Consider the following 18,379-nt stretch of genomic DNA (forward strand, 5'->3'; position numbering starts at 1 on the left):
TTGATCACCGGAAGCGTGGTAAGGTTGGTACTAGCGTTAGTTATTTCTTCCAGGCAGCGGGGGCGAAGTTGGCTGGCAACGGGTGGGCGCCCTTGGCGCCGGCGACCTCAACCTGTCTCGTTCGGGAGCGACTTCAAGTGTTGCGGCCGGTGAGGGCGACTGCAGTGGCTTGCAGCTCTGTCTCCCGGGTTTCGCCGTTCCGCCATGAGGTGCTCGTTGCCGGTGTTGGGGGGGCGCGGGTCGGCGCGCCAGGGGTGCTTGCTTCGGTGGTCGGAAACCGTGCTCAGGCCACAGCCTGTGAACCTACTCCCGCGCGATGTGCCACCGCTGCAGACGGTAGGCCAAATGGGCGCCCGGTTCGGCGAGCAGCGATCCAAGGCGACCGCGGCCCTCAACGAATCAGGGATGCCGTCGGCGCAGGGGACTGTCACGTTGACGGGCCCATTTCTGGTTATTGCCCCTCACCCGCTGGGCACAGTCTTCCAACGTCGCCTCGCCCACGGGTTGACATGGTCCGTCCCGCTTCTGGCGTGCGCCATTTTGGTAGGCGTCGGTGATGACGAGGCTCGGTTTTGAAGGAAGCGCGCCTACGAGAACTGGGATCACACTTCATCGTCGTACCGCGCGCGATCCCTCCGGCATCCCTGGCTTGGCGGTTCCCACCCTCGCACTCTTCTTCGGTTCGTTCCTCTTGTGGGTGATCGCAGCGCTCGTGGTCATCGACCGGGACTTCAGCCGCTTGTGGTTAGCCCTCACCCTCCCGGTCCAAGCGCTTGTCACCTATGGGATGTTCACCGTTTTGCATGAATCGATCCACCACACGGTTGGGCGCCCGAAATGGCTGAATGGAACGATCGGACGTTGCGCGATGCCGTTCGTGGCGTTGTGGGCGACGTACCCGACGATGAAATTCATCCACCTGGAGCATCACCGGCACGCTAACGACCATAGCGGTAAGGATCCCGACGCGTGGGCCACCGCAGGCCCGCGCTGGCTACTCCCTTTGCGCTGGTTGAGCATCGACGGCCAGTACGCCCTGTTCTATCTGCTTCACATGAAAGATCGGCCGCGCCGAGAGAAGACCTGGCTGATGGTCAACCATGTCGCAGTGGCGGCAGCGTTGATCCTCTTGGTGGCCACCGGATACGGAACGGATTTGGTGCTGCTGTATCTGATACCCCAACGCATCGGCATGGGTCTGCTCGCCTGTTGGTTTGACTGGTTGCCTCATCATGGCCTGCGCGCTACCCCGGCGAGCGACAGATTCGGTGTCGCTCGCCTACGGGTCGGGCATGAGTGGCTGCTCAACCTGCTTCTCATCGGCCAGAACTATCACCTACTGCACCACATCGATCCGAAGACCCCTTTCTATCGGTACGTGAAGCAGTGGCGTCGGAACGAAGCCGATTACCTCAATGACAGTGTGGTGATCACTACGCTGTGGGGCCGAGAATTGACGTTGTTGCAGTACCGAAGTCGTCGTTCCGTCAACCGACGGGAACGCGGCGCCGACTGTCGAGCGCTTGCGCCCGTCGACCGCTCGTCGACGGCGACGGTGACGCTAGACGGCGTCACCACGCGTTTCACGACAGGACAATACGAATCGCTGCTGGATGCCGCGCTGCGCGCAGGGGTTGCCGCGCCTTACCTGTGCATGGAGGGCGTCTGCGGCACGTGTAAGGCGAAGCTGGTGAGCGGAAGCCTGGACATGACTTCCAATCGGGCGCCCAGCGAGGCCGACCGGGCCGAGGGGTGGGTGCTCACCTGTCAGTCCAGGATTTCAAGCGGCTCGGCCCATGTGGACTTCGACGCCCAGCGCCATCCTCGTCCGGTTGGGTCCAACCTGCGGTGTGACCATGGGTGACGCATTCGATGCTGTGGTCGTGGGTTCCGGCCCGGCCGGCTGCACTGCGGCAATCCTGCTCGGTCGCGCGGGGCTGCGGGTCGCGTTGCTGGAAGCTCATCGAGACATCAACCACTACAAGCGGCTTTGCACGCACAGCGTGCGGTCGAGTGCACTGCCGACACTGCGGCGGCTGGGATTTGCCGAACTCTTCGACGGCCATCGCGCGATCCGCACCCGCGACAGGAATTGGACGAGGTACGGATGGGTCGGGGACGTCGATGACGAGCGCCTACCCGGCCACGGCTACAACATTCCCCGCCGCGTGATGGATCCATTGCTACGCAGAACCGCGGCGGCGGCGCCCGGGGTGGAGCTTATGCTCGGGACGCGCCTCAGCGAACTGACGGTCGACGAAAGCGGCCGAGTCAACGGCGTCGTTGCTTCGATCGACAATTCACCGCGGCGAATCGGGACCAGGCTCGTCATCGGGGCCGACGGAAGTGTGTCGAAGGTCGCCAAAATCGCCAACCTTCCCGGCAAGGTGTCGCACAACAACCGATTCTGTTACTTCGCTGAATACCACAATGTCGAAATGCCTTCGTGGTGCACCACCGCGATGTGGTTCCTCAACCCCGACGTTGCCTATGTGTTCCGTAATCACGGTGGCATGACGCTGTTGACTGCCATGCCGGTCAAGGAGCGCTTAGGTGAATTCCGTCGTAATCCTGAGGCCGCGCTGTTGACGACCATCCAAAGCCTGCCGGACGGCCCTGACGTGTCGAAGGCGGAGCGGGTGTCCAACGTGATCGGCACCCAGGATTACCCGTTCGTCACCCGCAAGCGCATCGTCGCTCCGGGTGTGGCGTTGCTCGGCGACGCGGCAATGGTGGGGGACCCGCTGTGGGGCACCGGATGTGGTTGGGCATTCCAATCCGCAGAATGGCTTTGCGACGCGGTGAAAGAGGCGCTCCTCGAGGGAAGTCCGCGACGGATCGACGCCGCGGCACGCCACTACCAATGGCGGCATAGACGACTGGTCCGACTGGATCAGCTCGTCAACATCGCCTTCGCCAACAGAGACGATTTCAACGCGCTGCAGCATCTGTTGTGGGCAGCCGCGCCTCACGACCGCAGAGTGGCCGAAGCGATGCTGGCAGTCGGTTGCCGCCTTCGTTCACCTGCGACGCTGGTCTCACCGACGGTCTTGCTTCGTGCGACAGCAGCAGTACTGCGGCACCCGCCCGTGCGTATACGCGACGCGAAGAACGAAGAAGGCGAACGGGTTACGCGGTGACGGAGATCGCGCAGACGTCCGTCGACGGGAATGTTCCCGGACTGCGCGACCACGCCGCGGCCGTTGTGTCGTCTCGTCGTCGCCGTGCTCTTGTTTAGCCTTCCTGCCCACTGCGTGGGGCGCAGGACTCTCACGAGCCACGGGCAACCGATCGGGATCGGGACAACGGCACCCGAGGTCGGTTTCATTACGGCGATAACCGGGAACTCGGCCCCTGGTTTTTGGTAAGTTCCGTGATGCCACGCTGTTGTTGCAGTGTTGGGTATATCCGGGGGAGGTCGCTGTGTCGTTTGTGATGGTCACGCCGGAGGTGGTGTCGGCGGCGGCGTCTGATCTGGCGAACATCGGTTCGTTGATTGATTCGGCCAATGCGGGGGCTGCTGGTAACATCACTGCTATTCCGGCGGCGGCCGCTGATGAGGTGTCGGCGGAAATCGCTGCGTTGTTTTCGGCGCACGCGCAGGGTTATCAGCAACTCAGCGCGCAGGCCGCGCTGTTTCACCAGCAATTTGTTGAAGCTATGGGTGCGGGCGCGGGGACATACGCGGCCAGCGAATTCAATGTGGTCCAGACGATGGCTGGCGCGGTTCCCGCTTTGGGTGTGGACTTCAGTGCTGGGTTGTCGGGGTTGGAGGCCAGCCTGACGGCTGGCATTAACGGGGTCGGGGCAAGCCTTGCGGGCAGTTTGTCTGGCAGTTTGTCCGGCAGCCTGTCGGGTTTGGCGCCGTTGGGTGCGGTGCTGGGCGCTGATCTCAGTGGTGGGCTGGCGGCGCTGGGGCAGACCGGTGGTGTGTTGTCGGCCGGGTTGAGTGCGGGGTTGCCCGTGTTGGCGGGCAGTGTGGGTGCGAGTTTGCAGGGTCTTGCCGGTGGTCTTTCCGGGGTGGCGGGCACTGTGGGTAGCGGTTTGTACGATGTGGCCGGCGCTTTGGGGGTGGCGTTGCCGACCGCGTTGTCGGGCAGCCTTGGTGTTGGGTTGCCGGGGTTGGTGGCGAATCTGTCTGGCGTTCTGACGGCCGGTCTTACCGGGTTGAGCGCGGACCTGGGTGCGGTGTTGTCGGGCAGTTTTGGTGGCAGCCTTGGGCCGCTGGCGTCGTTGGGTACGGTGCTGGCGTCAACGGTGGGTGGCAGCTTGACGGCGTTGGGGCAGACCGGTGAGGTGCTGTTGGGCGGGCTTGGTGCTGTGGTGCCGGGCTTGTCGACGTTGTTGGGTGCGGGTTTGCCGGGTGTGGTGGCTGCGTTGACGGCGGGTTTCCCGGCGCTGAGTGGTGAGTTGGCCGTGCTGGCCGGCTTGGTGGGTCTGAACCCGGGGTTGGGTGCGAGCATTGCTGTGGGGCTCTCGGGTCTGGGTGCTCAGCTGGGCGCCACCGTGACCGGCGCCCTGGCCGGTCTTCCTGGTCTTCCGGCGCTGCTGGTTTCGGCTGTGTCGCCGTTGCAGGCGTTGTTGACGGCGGGTTCGCCTACGGCGTTTCTTGCCGAACTGCAGGTGCTGGAGGGTGGTTTCAACACTGCTTTGCTCAACGCCGAAATTGGTTTCAACACAGTGTTGAACGCCGATCAGTTGGGGATCGAGCTGGCCTTGTTCGGCAATGTGGCCGACCCGGTGTTCAATGGTTTCTACAACGTGAGCAACATGTTGCTCGACAGCGTGGAGGCGACGTCCAACGCGCTGCTGGGTGTGACGTTCCCGGCTCCTTTCCTGGGTTTCACGGGGTTGACCGCTGGGGGCGCTCCGTTGGGTGGTGGTCCGTTCTTCGGGTTGTTGAACACACTCGACACCGGTCTGATCGGCGCCCAGACGCAGTTCAACGCGAATTTGGTGGGCAGCGAGTTGGCTTTGGAGCAGGCCGTGTTCGGCACCAACACCGCTCTCAACGGTTCGGTGAACACCGTGTTCAACCTGGCCAATGCGTCTTTGGCCACCGGTGAGCAAAGCTTCAACGGGTACTTGGGCGGCTATGTCGAGCCGCTGATCCCGTTGTTGCCCAACGGTGTGGGCACGAGTGTGGCCTTAGGCACCGGGGGCGGCATCGAAGGCCTGCTCAACCAAACCGTGCAACTGGGCATCGACCTTGGCGGCCTGCTCTAACCCGACCACCCGCCCGGCGCCCCCGCGCGCTACCGTCGCGACCTGGTTGGCGGCGAGCCTGTGGAGACCGCCGCTGGTCTATTTCACCGTGCACAGGATCAACCGGGAGCCCCGGCCCGCCGTCACTGGTCACCGTCTCGCTGGTGTCCTTTCCGGGGCGCGTTCGCGGCGTGGTCGGCCTGTTGCCGGGCTGCTGTTGCCGGTTCGCGCCCTGAGCCGACGGCCCCCCTAGCGGTTCGCGATCATTATTCCGGCCGACCGCAACTCCAGGGCGGCCAGCGCCCGGATCGTGTAGGGATCCGCGTAACGCCACCCACCGACCGGGTCCGCGCTGACGGCGGCCAGCTTGCGCGGTGAGCGGTTCGTCAACGCCCGCAGGGCCAGCAACTGTTCACCGGCCGGGGTGGCGGCCAGGGTGGTGGCCGCCAGTTTGCGGCGGAAGAACCGCAGGCGCAGGAACAGCCACGGCAGGACGGCGATCAGGATGGGCAGGGCGATGACGGCCATGGCGAGCAGCCCCGCCAGCCAGCTGCCGGCCGTGTCCAGGGTGCTTCCGGCGCCGGCGATCTCGAGTGCGGCCTGGCTGGCAGAGGTGAGCGGCGTGCTGACCGCATTGCCCAGTAGCGGGATGTGCCCGGCGCCCTGACCGGCTGACGCCAGGCTGCCGGCGACGCCGTGGGCACCGGCCTCGACCTGGCGACCGGCCTCGGCGATCGTCGAGATTGCGTCATAGACGGCCAGGCCGACGAGCAGCCAGAGGCCCGTCCAGAAAAAGACGGCGAAGTCGCTGAGCAGCTGGGCCGCCAGCCGGCCGGGGGTCGTGGCGTAGGGCAGAAAACGCGAGCGCATCCTTCGATCCCAGCACAGCTCCCGGCGCCGGGGTCCGTTTCCGGCGCCCGATAGGCTGGCCGGATGCGTCCCGCACTGTCCGACTACCGGCATCTGGCCAGCGGTAAGGTCCGTGAGCTGTATCGCGTCGACGGCGAGCACCTGCTGCTGGTCGCCACCGACCGGATCTCGGCGTACGACTACGTCCTGGACAGCACCATTCCGGACAAGGGTCGCATCCTGACCGCGATGAGCGTGTTCTTCTTCGGCTTCGTCGACGCGCCCAACCACCTCGCCGGCCCGCCCGACGATCCGCGCATCCCCGACGACGTGCTGGGCCGCGCGCTGGTGGTTCGCGAGCTGGAGATGCTGCCGGTGGAATGCGTGGCCCGCGGCTACCTGACCGGTTCGGGTCTGCTGGACTACCAGGTGAGCGGAAAGGTGTGCGGCATCTCGTTGCCGCCCGGCCTGGTCGAGGCCAGCAAGTTCGCCGCACCGCTGTTCACCCCGGCCAGCAAAGCCGCACTGGGGGACCACGACGAGAACATCTCGTTCTCACGGGTGGTAGAGCTGGTGGGCGGGGCGCGCGCCGAGCAGCTGCGCGACCGGACCCTGCAGATCTACGTCCAAGCCTCCGAACACGCGCTGACGAAGGGCATCATCATCGCCGACACCAAGTTCGAGTTCGGCACCGACCGCGAGGGCAACCTGCTGCTGGCCGACGAGATCTTCACCCCGGATTCCTCGCGGTACTGGCCGGCCGCGGATTACCGCGCCGGGGTGGTGCAGACGAGCTTCGACAAACAGTTCGTCCGCAACTGGCTCACCGGTCCCGAGTCCGGCTGGGAGCGGCACGGTTCGCAACCACCGCCGCCGTTGCCCGGCGACATCATCGAGGCCACCCGCGATCGATACATCAATGCCTACGAACGGATTTCCGGCTTGAGCTTCGATGACTGGATCGGGCCGGGCGCATGACCGCCACGTCCCGCGACACGCCCCGGCCCCCGGTGGCCAAGCGGGTGGAGACCCGGCGCGAGCACCACGGCGACGTCTTCGTCGACCCCTACGAATGGCTGCGCGACAAGGCCGACCCGGAGGTCGTCGCCCACCTCGAGGCCGAGAACGACTATGTCGATGCGATGACCGACCACCTCGAACCGCTGCGCCGGCAGATCTTCGATGAGATCAAGGCGCGCACCAAGGAAACCGACCTGTCGGTGCCCACCCGGCAGGGCGACTGGTGGTACTACTCACGGACGTTCGAGGGCAAGCAGTACCGCGTCCAGTGTCGTTGCCCGATCGCCGATCCCGGCGACTGGATCCCGCCGACGCTGGACGAGAACACCGTAGTGCCCGGTGAGCAGATCCTGCTCGACTCGAACGCCGAGGCCGAGGGCCACGAGTTCTTCGCGCTGGGCGCGGCCATGGTCAGCCTGGACGGCAACTTGCTGGCATACTCCGTCGACACGGTCGGCGACGAGCGTTATACGTTGCGGTTCCGCGATTTACGCACCGGCGAGCAGTACCCGGACGAGATCGCCGACATCGCGGGCGGAGGAACGTGGGCGGCCGACAACCGCACCGTGTACTACCTGACCCTGGATGCCGCCCACCGCCCCGACAAGGTCTGGCGGCACCGGCTCGGCTCCGGCGAGCCGGCGGAACTGGTGTATCACGAGGCCGACGAACGGTTCTGGCTCGGGGTGGGGCTGACCCGGAGCAAGGCCTACGTTCTGCTCAACGCGGCCTCGGCGATCACCTCCGAGTGGCGGTATGCGGACGCCGCCGACCCGGAAGCGGGGTTCAGCGTCGTGCTGCCACGGCACGAAGGCGTCGACTACTCGGTGGAACACGCGGTGGGGGGTCGCGACCGGTTCCTGATCCTGCACAACGACGGCGCGGTCAACTTCACCCTGGTCGAATCCCCGGTCGAGGATGCCACCCGGCAGCGCACCCTGATCGAGCACCGCGACGACGTCCGGCTCGAGGGCGTGGACGCGTTCGCCGACCATCTGGTGGTGAGCTACCGGCGCGAGGCGCTGCCCCGCGTCCAGTTGTGGCCTCTGGACGCCGACGGCGGTTACGGTGAGCCCGAGGAGATTTCGTCGGACTCCGAGCTGATGTGGGTCAGCGCGGGCGCCGACCCCAGCTGGGAGTCCCCGAAGCTGCGGATCAGGGTCGGGTCCTTCGTCACCCCGGTGCGGATCTACGACATCGACCTGGCCACCGGGCAGCGGACCCTACTGCGGGAACAACCGGTGCTCGGCGACTACCGGCCCGGCGACTACGTGGAGCGGCGCGACTGGGCGCGCGCCGACGACGGCACCCGGGTTCCCTTGTCGATCGTGTACCGCACCGGGACCGAATTCCCCGCTCCGGCGTTGCTCTACGGCTACGGCGCCTACGAGATCTGCACCGATCCGGCATTCTCTATCGCCCGGCTGTCGCTGCTGGACCGCGGCATGGTGTTCGTCATCGCCCACGTCCGCGGCGGCGGCGAGATGGGCCGGCTCTGGTACGAGCACGGCAAGCTGCTGGCCAAGAAGAACAGTTTCAGCGACTTCGTAGCGGCGGCAAGGCATCTGGTGGACTCGGGGCTAACCAGTCCGCGGCAGCTGGTGGCGTTGGGTGGCAGCGCGGGCGGCCTGCTGATGGGCGCGGTGGCCAATCTGGCGCCGGACCTGTTCGCCGGCATCCTTGCGCAGGTCCCGTTCGTCGACCCCTTGACCACGATCTTGGACCCCTCCCTGCCGCTGACCGTCACCGAGTGGGACGAATGGGGAAACCCGTTGAGCGACAAGGATGTCTACGCCTACATGAAGTCGTATTCGCCGTACGAGAACGTGGAGGAGAAGCCGTATCCGGCGATTTTGGCGATGACGTCGCTGAACGACACCCGGGTGTACTACGTGGAGCCGGCCAAGTGGGTAGCGGCGCTGCGCCACGCCAACGCCGACGGCGCCCCGGTGCTGTTGAAGACGCAGATGAACGCCGGCCATGGCGGCGTCAGCGGCCGTTACAAGGCGTGGCAGGAGACGGCGTTCCAGTATGCGTGGTTGCTGGCGGTTGCCGACCCCGGTCGCTACGGCCGCGGATGAGTGGGGTCATCTTGCCGGAGTGAGGAATTCGCGGGCGGGCTGTCTGGGCAGGAACCAGGCGGGGATGAGAGTGGACGCCACCAGCGCCGCCGCGAGCGCGAACACAGCGGTGTAGGCGTTTGAGAGGTCGTGCAGCAGGTCGCCGGCGAAGTGGTGGCTGAAGGTCTGCTCGGGGACCGCGGACTTGTCGAGGGGCACACCGAGCCTGGCCGCGCTCTGCTGCAGCAGCGCCATTTTGTTTGCGGCGCGGATGTTTTCGCTTCGGTTGAACTGGCTCGTCAGGATCACCGACATCAGCGCCGTGCCGACCGAGCCGCCCACCTGGTGCAAGACGCTGATCAGCGTCGATCCGCGGGCGATCTGGTGCGGGGCCAGCGTCTGCACCGCCGCCACCGACAGGGGCATCATGGCGCAGCCCATGCCCATGCCCATGATCACCAGCCCGGTCAGCAGTGTGGGGTGGTAGTCGGCCTGCCTGGCCACGCCGTAGGCGAACGTGCCCAGGCCGGTGGTGATGAGCGCGATGCCGGCCAGCACAACCTTGCCGGGCCCCCGGCGGTCCACGATCGGGCCGGCCAGCTGCATGGTCAGCATCGCGCCGAGGCCCTGCGGGATCATGTGGAATCCGGCTTGCGTCGGCGTCTGGTGCAACACCTGCTGGAAGTAGCTCGGGAGCAGCAGCGCCGCCCCGAAGAACGCGACCGCGAACAGCGTCATCGTCACGTTGGCGTGGGTGACCACCCGGTTCTTGAACAGCCGCAGGTCGATCAGCGGGTGATCGGCCCGATACCAGGCGTGCAGGACGAAGACCACGATCAGCGCCAGCCCGACCGCCGCCGGTATCAACACGTGCCGATCTGCGACCGTTCCGCGACCCGGGATGGAGGACACCGCGAACAGGAACGTGGCCAGGCCGGGGGAAAGCAGCAGCACGCCGACGAGGTCGAACGTCTCCGATCGCGACGGCTGGTCCCTGGCGAACACGACCGCCGCGAGGGCGGTCGTGAGCAGACCGATCGGCAGGTTGATCAAAAAGATCCACCTCCAGCCGGCGGTGTCGATGAGCCAACCGCCCAGGATCGGCCCGCAGATCGGGGCGAGCAGCATGGGGACGCTCAGGATCGACATCAGGCGGCCGAGCCGCCCGGGGCCCGCCTCGCGGGTCAAGATCATGAAGCCGAGCGGCGGCAGCATGCCACCCCCGATGCCCTGCACCGCCCGAAAGGCGATGAGCAGCAGGATGTCCGGCGCCAGCGCACACAGCAGCGAGCCCAGCGTGAACGCCAGGACCGAGCCCATGAACAGCCGTTTGGTGCCGAACCTGTCGGCAGCCCAACCCGTTACCGGGATGACCGTGGCCAGGGCCAACATGTAGCCGGTCATCGTCCAGGCGACCACGGCCTGAGTGGATGAGAACTGGGCGATGAAGGTGCGCTGGGCGACGCTGACGACGGTGACGTCCAGGATCGACATCACCGTGGCCAGGATGCACACCCCGGCGATCCGCAGCAGCGCTGCGTCCAGCTTGTCGGGATACTCGCGCTCACCGGCCGCCCGCTGCGGGGTGGTGGCGGCGGACGGCGGGACGGCTGGAGCCTTTTCCATGGCGTTGCTTAGCATATCGAACCGTCGACCCGCCGACGCCGCCAGTCGTTTGCTGGATCGGAGCGGGGGCGGGCGGTGCACGGCCCCGCATCGGACGCCGGACGCAGGAGGGGTTTGCGGGCGGCGCGGCGGCGAGGCGGCGCGATATACGCCTGCCGTCTGCGTGTCCTTCACCGTCCCGAAACTTGGAATCGGCAAACTACGTACGTGTCTGGAAACTTGATCGTCTCGATCTCGGGCATAGGTGACCGCACCTTGGCCGACGTCGAGGCGTTCTGCGCGGAAATGGATGCCCGCAACGTGCCGGTGTCGTTGCTGGTGGCTCCGAGGCTCAAAGGGGACTACCGGCTCGACCGCGACCCGCGGACCGTCGAGTGGCTGACCGCCCGGCGTGCCGGCGGCGACGCCATCGTGCTGCACGGCTACGACGACGCGGCCACCAAGAAGCGGCGCGCCGAATTCGCGATGCTGCGGGCGCACGAGGCCAGGCTGCGCCTGACGGCAGCCGACCGGGTGCTCGAGCATCTCGGGCTGCGCACCCGGCTGTTCGCCGCGCCGGGCTGGGTCGTGTCGCCGGGCGTCGTCAAGGCTCTGCCGCAGAACGGATTTCGGTTGCTCGCGGACCTGCACGGGGTCACCGACCTGGTCCGGCACACCACCGTGCGCGCCCGGGTCCTCGGTATCGGCGAAGGATTCCTGACCGAACCCTGGTGGTGCCGGATGGTGGTGCTGTCCGCGGAGCGGATCGCCCGCCGGGGCGGCATGGTGCGGGTGGCGGTCGCCGCCCGTCAGCTGCGCAAGCCGGGCCCGCACCAGGCTATGCTCGACGCCGTTGACCTGGCGCTGATGCACGGCTGCACGCCGACGGTGTACCACTGGCAACGCGACAAGGCGATCGTCGACGCCGCCTGATCCCACGGCTCGGTCGGGGCACTACCCTGGTCCGACATGAGCGATACTTCGGCCGGCGGGTTCGTCGCCGACGCGATCGTCGTCGGAGCCGGTCTGGCGGGGCTGGTGGCGGCCTGCGAACTCGTCGAACGCGGCCTGCGGGTGCTGGTCCTCGACCAGGAGAACAGCGCCAACCTGGGCGGGCAGGCCTTCTGGTCGTTCGGCGGGCTGTTCTTCGTCGACAGCCCCGAACAGCGTCGCCTGGGAATCCGCGACAGCCATGAACTCGCGTTGCAGGACTGGCTGGGGACGGCGGCTTTCGACCGGGACGAGGACTACTGGCCCCGGCAATGGGCCTACGCCTACGTCGATTTCGCGGCCGGGGAGAAGCGCAGTTGGCTGCGTGCCCGGGGCCTGAAGCTCTTCCCGCTGGTCGGCTGGGCCGAACGGGGCGGATACGATGCGCTGGGACACGGCAATTCGGTGCCGCGCTTCCACATCACCTGGGGCACGGGACCGGCCCTGGTCGAGATCTTCGCCCGCCGGCTGCGCGACCGCTCGACCGTGCGCTTCGCGCACCGCCACCAGGTCGACGAGTTGATCCTCGAAGGCGGCGCGGTCACCGGCGTCCGGGGTAGCGTGCTGGAACCCAGCACCGCCCCGCGCGGGATGCCTTCCTCGCGAAAAGCGGTGGCGCAATTCGAGTTTCGTGCCCCTGCGGTGATCGTCACCAGCGGCGGCATCGGCGGCAACCACGATCTGGTGCGCAAGAACTGGCCCGAGCGGATGGGCCGGGTCCCCGGGCAGCTGCTCAGCGGCGTCCCCGCCCACGTCGACGGCCGGATGATCGACATCGCACAGCGGGCCGGTGCGCGGGTGATCAACCCCGACCGGATGTGGCATTACACCGAGGGCATCACCAATTACGAGCCGGTCTGGCCGCTGCACGGCATCCGGATCATCCCGGGGCCGTCGTCGCTGTGGCTGGACGGGGCCGGCAAGCGGCTGCCGGTCCCGCTGTACCCGGGGTTCGACACCCTGGGCACGCTGGAATACATCACCAAGTCCGGGTACGACTACACCTGGTTCATCCTCAACGCCAGGATCATCGAGAAGGAATTCGCCTTGTCGGGCCAGGAGCAGAATCCCGACCTGACCGGGCAGAGCGTGCGCGCGCTGCTGCGTAACCGGGCCAGTTCCGGCCCGCCGGCCCCGGTGCAGGCGTTCGTCGACCGCGGTGCGGACTTCGTCAGCGCCGATTCGCTGCGTGAGCTGGTGGCCGCGATGAACAAGCTGCCCGACGTGGCGCCGTTGGATTACTCCACCGTGGCGGCCGAGGTGACCGCCCGCGATCGCGAGGTCGCCAACAGGTTCAGCAAGGACGGGCAGGTCACCGCGATCCGCGCCGCCCGCGGCTACCTGGGCGACCGCTTCACCCGGGTGGTGGCGCCCCACCGGCTCACCGACCCGAAGGCCGGGCCGCTGATCGCGGTCAAGCTGCACATCCTGACCCGAAAAACCCTGGGCGGCATCGAAACCGACCTGCAGGCGCGCGTGCTCAAGGCCGACGGCACCCGGCTCACCGGGCTGTACGCGGCCGGTGAGGTGGCGGGCTTCGGCGGCGGCGGCGTGCACGGCTACCGGGCGCTGGAGGGCACTTTCCTGGGTGGCTGCATCTTCTCCGGGCGTGCGGCCGGTCGGGGCGCGGCCGACGACATCACCTGAGTTCTGCTCGCCCTAGAAGCTGACCGCGCTTTCCTCGGGTAACACCTGGAAGTCGGTGTCGGTCATCTCGGTGAGCCGCCCGTAGTAGAGGCCCCTGGCCTCGGGTGCGACGACGCCCTGGTGGATGGGCACCGCGCGCGCGGGCGCGACCGCGCGCAGGTAGTCGACGGCCTCCGAGATGCGCATCCAGGGCGCGGCCGCCGGGGCGGCGAGCACGTCGACCGGCTCGTCGGGCACGAACAGCGCGTCACCGGGATGCATCAGCCTGGCCGGATGGTCGGCGTCGCCCACCAGATACGAAAGATTCTCTATCGCAGGGATTTCCGGGTGTATCACCGCGTGCCTGCCGCCGACGGCCCGCACGGTCACCTCCCCGATCCGCAGCTCGTCGCCGACGTGTACTTCCCGGCACGGCTCACCCAATTGGGCGGTCGTCTGCGGGTCGGCGTACAGCGCGGCGTCCGGGTTGCCCTCGAGCAGTGCGGGCAGCCGCGTGGCATCGATGTGGTCGGGGTGCTGGTGGGTGACCAGGATGGCCGTCAGGCCGGTGATCCCCTCGAAGCCGTGCGCGAAAGTACCGGGGTCGAAGAGCACGCGGGTGTGGCCGAATTCGGCGAGTAGGCACGAGTGCCCGAAATGCGTCAGCTGCATGTCTACGATTGTGCCCGGACGAAGGCGGTGCCGATGCGGGTGATCCTGGCGATGTTCGTGATCGCCGGTTGCCTGGCGGGTTCCCTGGTCGTCGTGGTGTCCGCGCAGGCGGAGCCGGAAACCTGCCCGCCCGTCTGCGACCAGGTCCCGGCCACCGCGTGGATCCCGGCGCGTGCCGTGCCGCTGGACTCCGTCTACCACTGGCCCGCACCGGCCGGTCTGGCGGTGCAGATCACCGGTATCGGCGCCGGCGCCCGGTTCCGGTTCGAGGAGGTGTGTGCCACGCCGGCGGTCCCGCACGACCCGCGCGCCGGCGCGGTCGCCGCCCGGGCGACCGTCGTGCACCCAGAAGGCCAGTGGCAACTGCAGGCTCAGATCCTGCACTGGCGCGGCGATACGGCCCGCGGCGGCCCGACCGCGACCGCGGTGTTCGGCGACGCCGTCGCCGCGCTGCGCGGCTGCCAGCGCGGGGCACCGCTGGAATCGCCGTCGGTCACCACCGACGGGCCCGACCGCGCGGCCGCGGTGATCTCCGGGCCGGTCATCGTGCACACCTACCTGCTCGCCCACCCGTCGAGCAGCACGATCGCCGAGCTCACGCTGTGGTCGTCGGCCCCGCCGCAGGTGCCCTGGCCCGCGATGGCCGACGAGCCGGTGCTCAGCGCCATGGCCGCGCCCCTGTGCGAGGCCTACATCGCCTCGTGCCTGTGACCGGTAAGGTTGGCGCCGACACGAAGAGGAGGGCGCCGGTGGCCAGGGTGATCGTCAACGTGATGCCCAAAGCGGAGATTCTCGACCCGCAGGGTCAGGCCATTGTCGGCGCGCTCGGTCGGCTGGGTCATCCCGGCATCTCGGATGTGCGGCAGGGCAAGCGATTCGAGCTCGAGGTCGACGACACCGTCGACGACTCCGTGCTCGCCGAGATCGCGGAGTCGCTGCTGGCCAACACCGTGATCGAGGACTGGACGATCACGCGGGAGGCGAGGTGACGGTGCGCGTCGGGGTCATCACGTTCCCGGGGTCGCTCGACGACGCCGACGCCGCCCGCGCGGTACGGCGTGTCGGCGCCGAACCCGTCAGCCTCTGGCACGCCGACGCCGACCTCAAGGCCGTCGACGCCGTGGTGGTACCCGGCGGGTTCTCCTACGGCGACTACCTGCGGGCGGGGGCGATCGCCCGGTTCGCCCCGGTGATGGCCGAAGTGGTCGGCGCCGCGGCACGCGGGATGCCGGTGCTGGGCATCTGCAACGGTTTTCAGGTCCTGTGCGAGGCGGGGCTGCTGCCCGGTGCGCTCACTCGCAACGTGGGCCTGCATTTCGTCTGCCGCGACGTGTGGCTGACGGTGGCGTCCACCGCGACGGCCTGGACGTCGCGGTACGAGCCGGGCGCGGACATCCTGATCCCCCTCAAATCCGGCGAGGGCCGCTACGTGGCGCCCCGGGACGTGCTCGCCGAGCTCGAGGACGAGGGCCGGGTGGTGTTCCGCTACCACGACAACGTCAACGGCTCGCTGCACGACATCGCGGGCGTCAGCTCGGCCAACGGGCGGGTGGTCGGCCTGATGCCCCATCCCGAGCATGCCATCGAGGCACTGACCGGGCCGTCCGACGACGGGCTGGGCCTGTTCTATTCGGCACTGGACGCCGTTCTCGCGGTCTGAGCCGATACCCCGGCGGCGGTACTCAGCCGGCATCGCGCAGCAGCGGCTGCTCCGGGTGCCACTCCACAACCGGGGTCAGCTCGCCGAACAGTTCGATCGCGGCCGCGATCGTGTTGTCCACGAAGCGCGAGAAATCCTCGAAGGCGATATCACCGCGAATCCACTGCGACCGGCGCGCGATCACCCCGATGCGCTGCGGGTCGCAGGAATTGTGCACGATCGCGGTGACTTCGCGATCCTGCCGATTCCAGCCGTCTGCGAGGTGGGTCAGCCACGGTCGATCGGTGGCGGGGAAGAAACACGCGGGAACCACCCGAACCACCAGCACGTCGTCGTGCGCGGGGCACACCTCGAGGTGCACGTGCAGCCGACGCGGGCGGGTGTTGGCGACGTAGAAGAAATCGCCGTCGTGCCTGCCGCGGAAATACCGGCTTCCGCGGGTACGCAGGTAACGTTCGATCAGGTCGGCGCACAGCGGCTCACTCGTCATGAATCCATGCTGCTGACAGTGGCTTTGCGCAGCCTAGGAGCCAGGCTGGCCAAAACCGAAGAATCCGTTGAGAATTGGCTGAGTGGCGGCGTCGCGCTCTGAATCGGCACGCCGACTCAGAGCGGATACAGCCCCGGCAGATTGACCACGATGGCCTCCTGCGTGCTGCGGGCGATCACGACCTCGGCCGGTGTCGTCGGGTCGGGATTTTCTTCGCGATGCGGCAGGTAGGGCGGAACGAAGACGTAGTCGCCCGGAGCGGTCGCGACACGTACCTCCCGGACGCCGTCGTGGAAGACGAACTCCGGATGACCGCTGCGCACGTAGATCGCGGTCTCGGACTCGCCGTGATGGTGGTTGGACGACACGGCCCCCGGGGCCACGTGCGTCTCGCCCATCCACAGCTTCGCCGCGCCGACCGACCGGCCGGACAGGGCGGCGAAGCGCCGCATTCCCTCCGACTGCGCGGTGTCGGAGCTGAGGTCAGACGCCCGGACGTGGTGCACCCGTGGTGCCCCTGCCGTCACGTCGTCGAAGTCGGGGTGAAAACCGTCCGAGGTCGCCATCGCTCAATTGTCGCGCGGGGCGTCCCGATACGCTTCGAGCAGTCTCAGCCACAGTTCGCTGATCGTCGGGAAGCAGGGCACCGCGTGCCACAACCGGTCGACCGGCACCCGGCCGGCGACGGCGACGGTGGCCGAGTGCAGGATCTCGGTGACGCCCGGGCCGACCAGCGTGACGCCCGGCAAATCCTGCCGCCCTCCCGCTCCTCGCATCTAATGGGATCTATATCCCAATATTACGGGCTAGAATACCCATAATTGTCCAGCTCGCGCCCACGCCGCTCGGGGCGTCCGTCGACCGGCGCGGACCGGGTCGCGAAGGAACGCACATAATCCACGGCGGCATTCACGGCGAACCGCAGCGGATCCGCGTCACCGGTGGCATGGGTGAGCATGGCGCCGCCCTGGTGCGCGACGACCAGCACCACGGCCAGGTGGCGCGGATCGGCCTCGGCGCGCAGCTCTCCGCGGTCGCGCATCGCGGCCAGGCCCGTCCGGAACAAGTCGATCCACTCGTCGTATCCGGCGGAGAGGTCGGCGTGTATCTCGTCGTCGGCGTCGATGAGTTCGCCGGCCAGCGAGCCGTAGATGCAGCCACCCACCCGGTACACGGCGTCGATGTCGGCCACGCAGGCATCGGCCCACGCCTGCAGGGCCTCGAGGGAGTCGAGGGAAGCGAACTGCGGTCGCGTATGAAAGGACTGCACGTCGGAGCGGCGCGCGGCGACCACGTGGCGCGTCAGCTCGTGTTTGTCGCGGAAGTAGTGCGAGATCTGCGATCCGCCCACTTTCGCCGCGCGCCGCACCTGATCGATGCTGGTGTTGGCGATGCCGCGCTCGAAGATGAGGCGGGCGGCCACGTCGACGATGCGCGACCGGGTCGCCAGTCCCTTGCGGGTTAAGCGCGAATCCTCAGTCACGGCTGCGCCCTCGACGTCTGGGCGGACGGGGGCTCCGTTCGGCTGGATCGGTGGCGAACATGCGGAGATAGTTGACGGCGAACCGGGTGGCGTCGGCGTGCGGCCATTCCGCCCGGTAGGTGAACGCCAACATGCCGCCCCCCTGGTGGGCGCTGACGGCGACCAGGGCGAGTCGGCGCGGGTCGGCGTCCTCGCGGAGCGCGCCGCTGTCCTTCATCCGCTGAATCGCGTTGGCCAGCAGATCGATCCAGCGCGCGTACCCTTCCGCCAACGTGGCGCGCGTGGCGTCGTCGGACTTAGCCAGCTGCGCGGCCAGGGCATGGTAGGTCGGCGTGCCGACGTACCCGATGCGGCGCAGGTGGCGGATGTTGAGATCGATCCACCGCTCGAAGTCGTCGAACGACTCCAGGCCGTGCAGCGCGGATTGTTGGTGAAAGTCCAGAACCACGCCGATCCGGTGCCGGAGGACGGCCCGGATCAGCGCGGCCTTGTCGGCGAAGTAGTGCGCGAGTTGCGACCCGCTCACCGAGGCCGCCCTGCGGACGTTCTCCATGTTGGCGGTGGCCAGGCCGTCGGCGACGATCAGCTGGGCGGCGGCCTGCACGATGCGATCGCGGGTGGCGCGCCCCTTGGCGGTCAACCGCTGTTCGTCCTGAACATCGGACTCGGCCATCGCGCCAGGGTAACGCGCAGACGCCCCGGATTATGGGATGGTGCAC

General features: G+C 67.6%; 17 protein-coding genes and 1 pseudogene. 10 read left to right on the top strand and 8 right to left on the bottom strand.

What is annotated here, in order from left to right; genetic code table 11:
* The first annotated feature begins 649 nt into the window (after positions 1 to 649).
* The 3 genes from AB8998_RS03460 (at position 650) to AB8998_RS03470 (ending at position 5,226) form a co-directional block, all read left to right on the top strand.
* Entirely contained in the window at positions 650 to 1,864 is a 1,215-nt protein-coding gene (locus tag AB8998_RS03460) for a fatty acid desaturase (RefSeq protein WP_369736838.1), read from the top strand.
* Positions 1,857 to 3,140, top strand: coding sequence for an NAD(P)/FAD-dependent oxidoreductase (locus AB8998_RS03465; RefSeq protein WP_369736839.1), 1,284 nt, complete (start codon positions 1,857 to 1,859; stop codon positions 3,138 to 3,140). The genes AB8998_RS03460 and AB8998_RS03465 overlap by 8 nt, the downstream gene beginning before the upstream one ends.
* Positions 3,141 to 3,423: 283 nt before the next feature.
* A complete protein-coding gene (locus AB8998_RS03470) occupies positions 3,424 to 5,226 on the top strand; it encodes a PE domain-containing protein (protein ID WP_369736840.1) in 1,803 nt (600 codons plus the stop codon).
* Positions 5,227 to 5,454: 228 nt separating this feature from the next.
* On the opposite strand, the gene AB8998_RS03475 is transcribed toward AB8998_RS03470, so the two are convergent.
* The gene (locus AB8998_RS03475; RefSeq protein ID WP_369736841.1) at positions 5,455 to 6,075 is read right to left on the bottom strand and encodes a hypothetical protein; all 621 of its coding nucleotides are present in this window, start codon (positions 6,073 to 6,075) and stop codon (positions 5,455 to 5,457) included.
* Positions 6,076 to 6,138: 63 nt separating this feature from the next.
* Here AB8998_RS03475 and AB8998_RS03480 point away from each other — a divergent pair, with 63 nt between their 5' ends.
* Both AB8998_RS03480 and AB8998_RS03485 read left to right on the top strand, forming a co-directional pair.
* Positions 6,139 to 7,032, top strand: a complete 894-nt coding sequence (locus AB8998_RS03480) for a phosphoribosylaminoimidazolesuccinocarboxamide synthase (RefSeq protein ID WP_369736842.1) — start codon at positions 6,139 to 6,141, stop codon at positions 7,030 to 7,032.
* Positions 7,029 to 9,155, top strand: a complete 2,127-nt coding sequence (locus AB8998_RS03485) for a S9 family peptidase (protein WP_369736843.1) — start codon at positions 7,029 to 7,031, stop codon at positions 9,153 to 9,155. Before AB8998_RS03480 ends, AB8998_RS03485 begins: the two co-directional genes overlap by 4 nt.
* Positions 9,156 to 9,161: 6 nt before the next feature.
* Here AB8998_RS03485 and AB8998_RS03490 read toward each other — a convergent pair whose 3' ends face one another.
* Complete coding sequence (locus tag AB8998_RS03490; protein ID WP_369736844.1) at positions 9,162 to 10,775, bottom strand: DHA2 family efflux MFS transporter permease subunit; 1,614 nt, start codon at positions 10,773 to 10,775, stop codon at positions 9,162 to 9,164.
* Positions 10,776 to 10,967: 192 nt separating this feature from the next.
* Between AB8998_RS03490 and AB8998_RS03495 the strand changes: the two genes are divergently transcribed.
* Together AB8998_RS03495 and AB8998_RS03500 are read left to right on the top strand one after the other, a co-directional pair.
* Positions 10,968 to 11,672, top strand: a complete 705-nt coding sequence (locus AB8998_RS03495) for a DUF2334 domain-containing protein (protein WP_369736845.1) — start codon at positions 10,968 to 10,970, stop codon at positions 11,670 to 11,672.
* Positions 11,673 to 11,708: 36 nt separating this feature from the next.
* On the top strand, positions 11,709 to 13,376 hold the full coding sequence (locus AB8998_RS03500; RefSeq protein ID WP_369736846.1) for an FAD-binding dehydrogenase: 1,668 nt from the start codon (positions 11,709 to 11,711) through the stop codon (positions 13,374 to 13,376).
* A 12-nt stretch (positions 13,377 to 13,388) separates the two neighbouring features.
* Here AB8998_RS03500 and AB8998_RS03505 read toward each other — a convergent pair whose 3' ends face one another.
* Positions 13,389 to 14,027: an MBL fold metallo-hydrolase gene (locus tag AB8998_RS03505; RefSeq protein WP_369736847.1), complete on the bottom strand. Its 639-nt coding sequence runs from the start codon at positions 14,025 to 14,027 to the stop codon at positions 13,389 to 13,391.
* Between AB8998_RS03505 and AB8998_RS03510 the strand changes: the two genes are divergently transcribed.
* The 3 genes from AB8998_RS03510 to purQ are packed head-to-tail and all read left to right on the top strand — an operon-like array spanning position 14,004 to position 15,687.
* On the top strand, positions 14,004 to 14,738 hold the full coding sequence (locus AB8998_RS03510; protein ID WP_369736848.1) for an ATPase: 735 nt from the start codon (positions 14,004 to 14,006) through the stop codon (positions 14,736 to 14,738). The two genes, AB8998_RS03505 and AB8998_RS03510, sit on opposite strands and share 24 nt — an antisense overlap.
* Positions 14,739 to 14,776: 38 nt before the next feature.
* Positions 14,777 to 15,016 (top strand): phosphoribosylformylglycinamidine synthase subunit PurS, encoded by a 240-nt coding sequence (gene purS, locus AB8998_RS03515; RefSeq protein ID WP_369736849.1) that lies wholly within the window; start codon positions 14,777 to 14,779, stop codon positions 15,014 to 15,016.
* On the top strand, positions 15,013 to 15,687 hold the full coding sequence (gene purQ, locus AB8998_RS03520; RefSeq protein WP_369736850.1) for a phosphoribosylformylglycinamidine synthase subunit PurQ: 675 nt from the start codon (positions 15,013 to 15,015) through the stop codon (positions 15,685 to 15,687). The genes purS and purQ overlap by 4 nt, the downstream gene beginning before the upstream one ends.
* A gap of 22 nt (positions 15,688 to 15,709) precedes the next feature.
* Here purQ and AB8998_RS03525 read toward each other — a convergent pair whose 3' ends face one another.
* The 5 genes and pseudogenes from AB8998_RS03525 to AB8998_RS03545 form a co-directional block, all read right to left on the bottom strand.
* Positions 15,710 to 16,177, bottom strand: coding sequence for a YbjN domain-containing protein (locus AB8998_RS03525; protein WP_369736851.1), 468 nt, complete (start codon positions 16,175 to 16,177; stop codon positions 15,710 to 15,712).
* A 116-nt stretch (positions 16,178 to 16,293) separates the two neighbouring features.
* A complete protein-coding gene (locus AB8998_RS03530) occupies positions 16,294 to 16,743 on the bottom strand; it encodes a cupin domain-containing protein (RefSeq protein WP_369736852.1) in 450 nt (149 codons plus the stop codon).
* Positions 16,744 to 16,746: 3 nt separating this feature from the next.
* A pseudogene (locus AB8998_RS03535) lies at positions 16,747 to 16,935 on the bottom strand (pyridine nucleotide-disulfide oxidoreductase); the annotation flags it as partial.
* 41 nt (positions 16,936 to 16,976) lie between these two features.
* The gene (locus AB8998_RS03540; protein WP_369736853.1) at positions 16,977 to 17,660 is read right to left on the bottom strand and encodes a TetR/AcrR family transcriptional regulator; all 684 of its coding nucleotides are present in this window, start codon (positions 17,658 to 17,660) and stop codon (positions 16,977 to 16,979) included.
* Entirely contained in the window at positions 17,653 to 18,333 is a 681-nt protein-coding gene (locus AB8998_RS03545) for a TetR/AcrR family transcriptional regulator (RefSeq protein ID WP_369736854.1), read from the bottom strand. Before AB8998_RS03545 ends, AB8998_RS03540 begins: the two co-directional genes overlap by 8 nt.
* Positions 18,334 to 18,379 lie beyond the last annotated feature (46 nt).

It is taken from the genome of Mycobacterium sp. HUMS_12744610 (assembly GCF_041206865.1).
Lineage (GTDB): Bacteria > Actinomycetota > Actinomycetes > Mycobacteriales > Mycobacteriaceae > Mycobacterium > Mycobacterium servetii.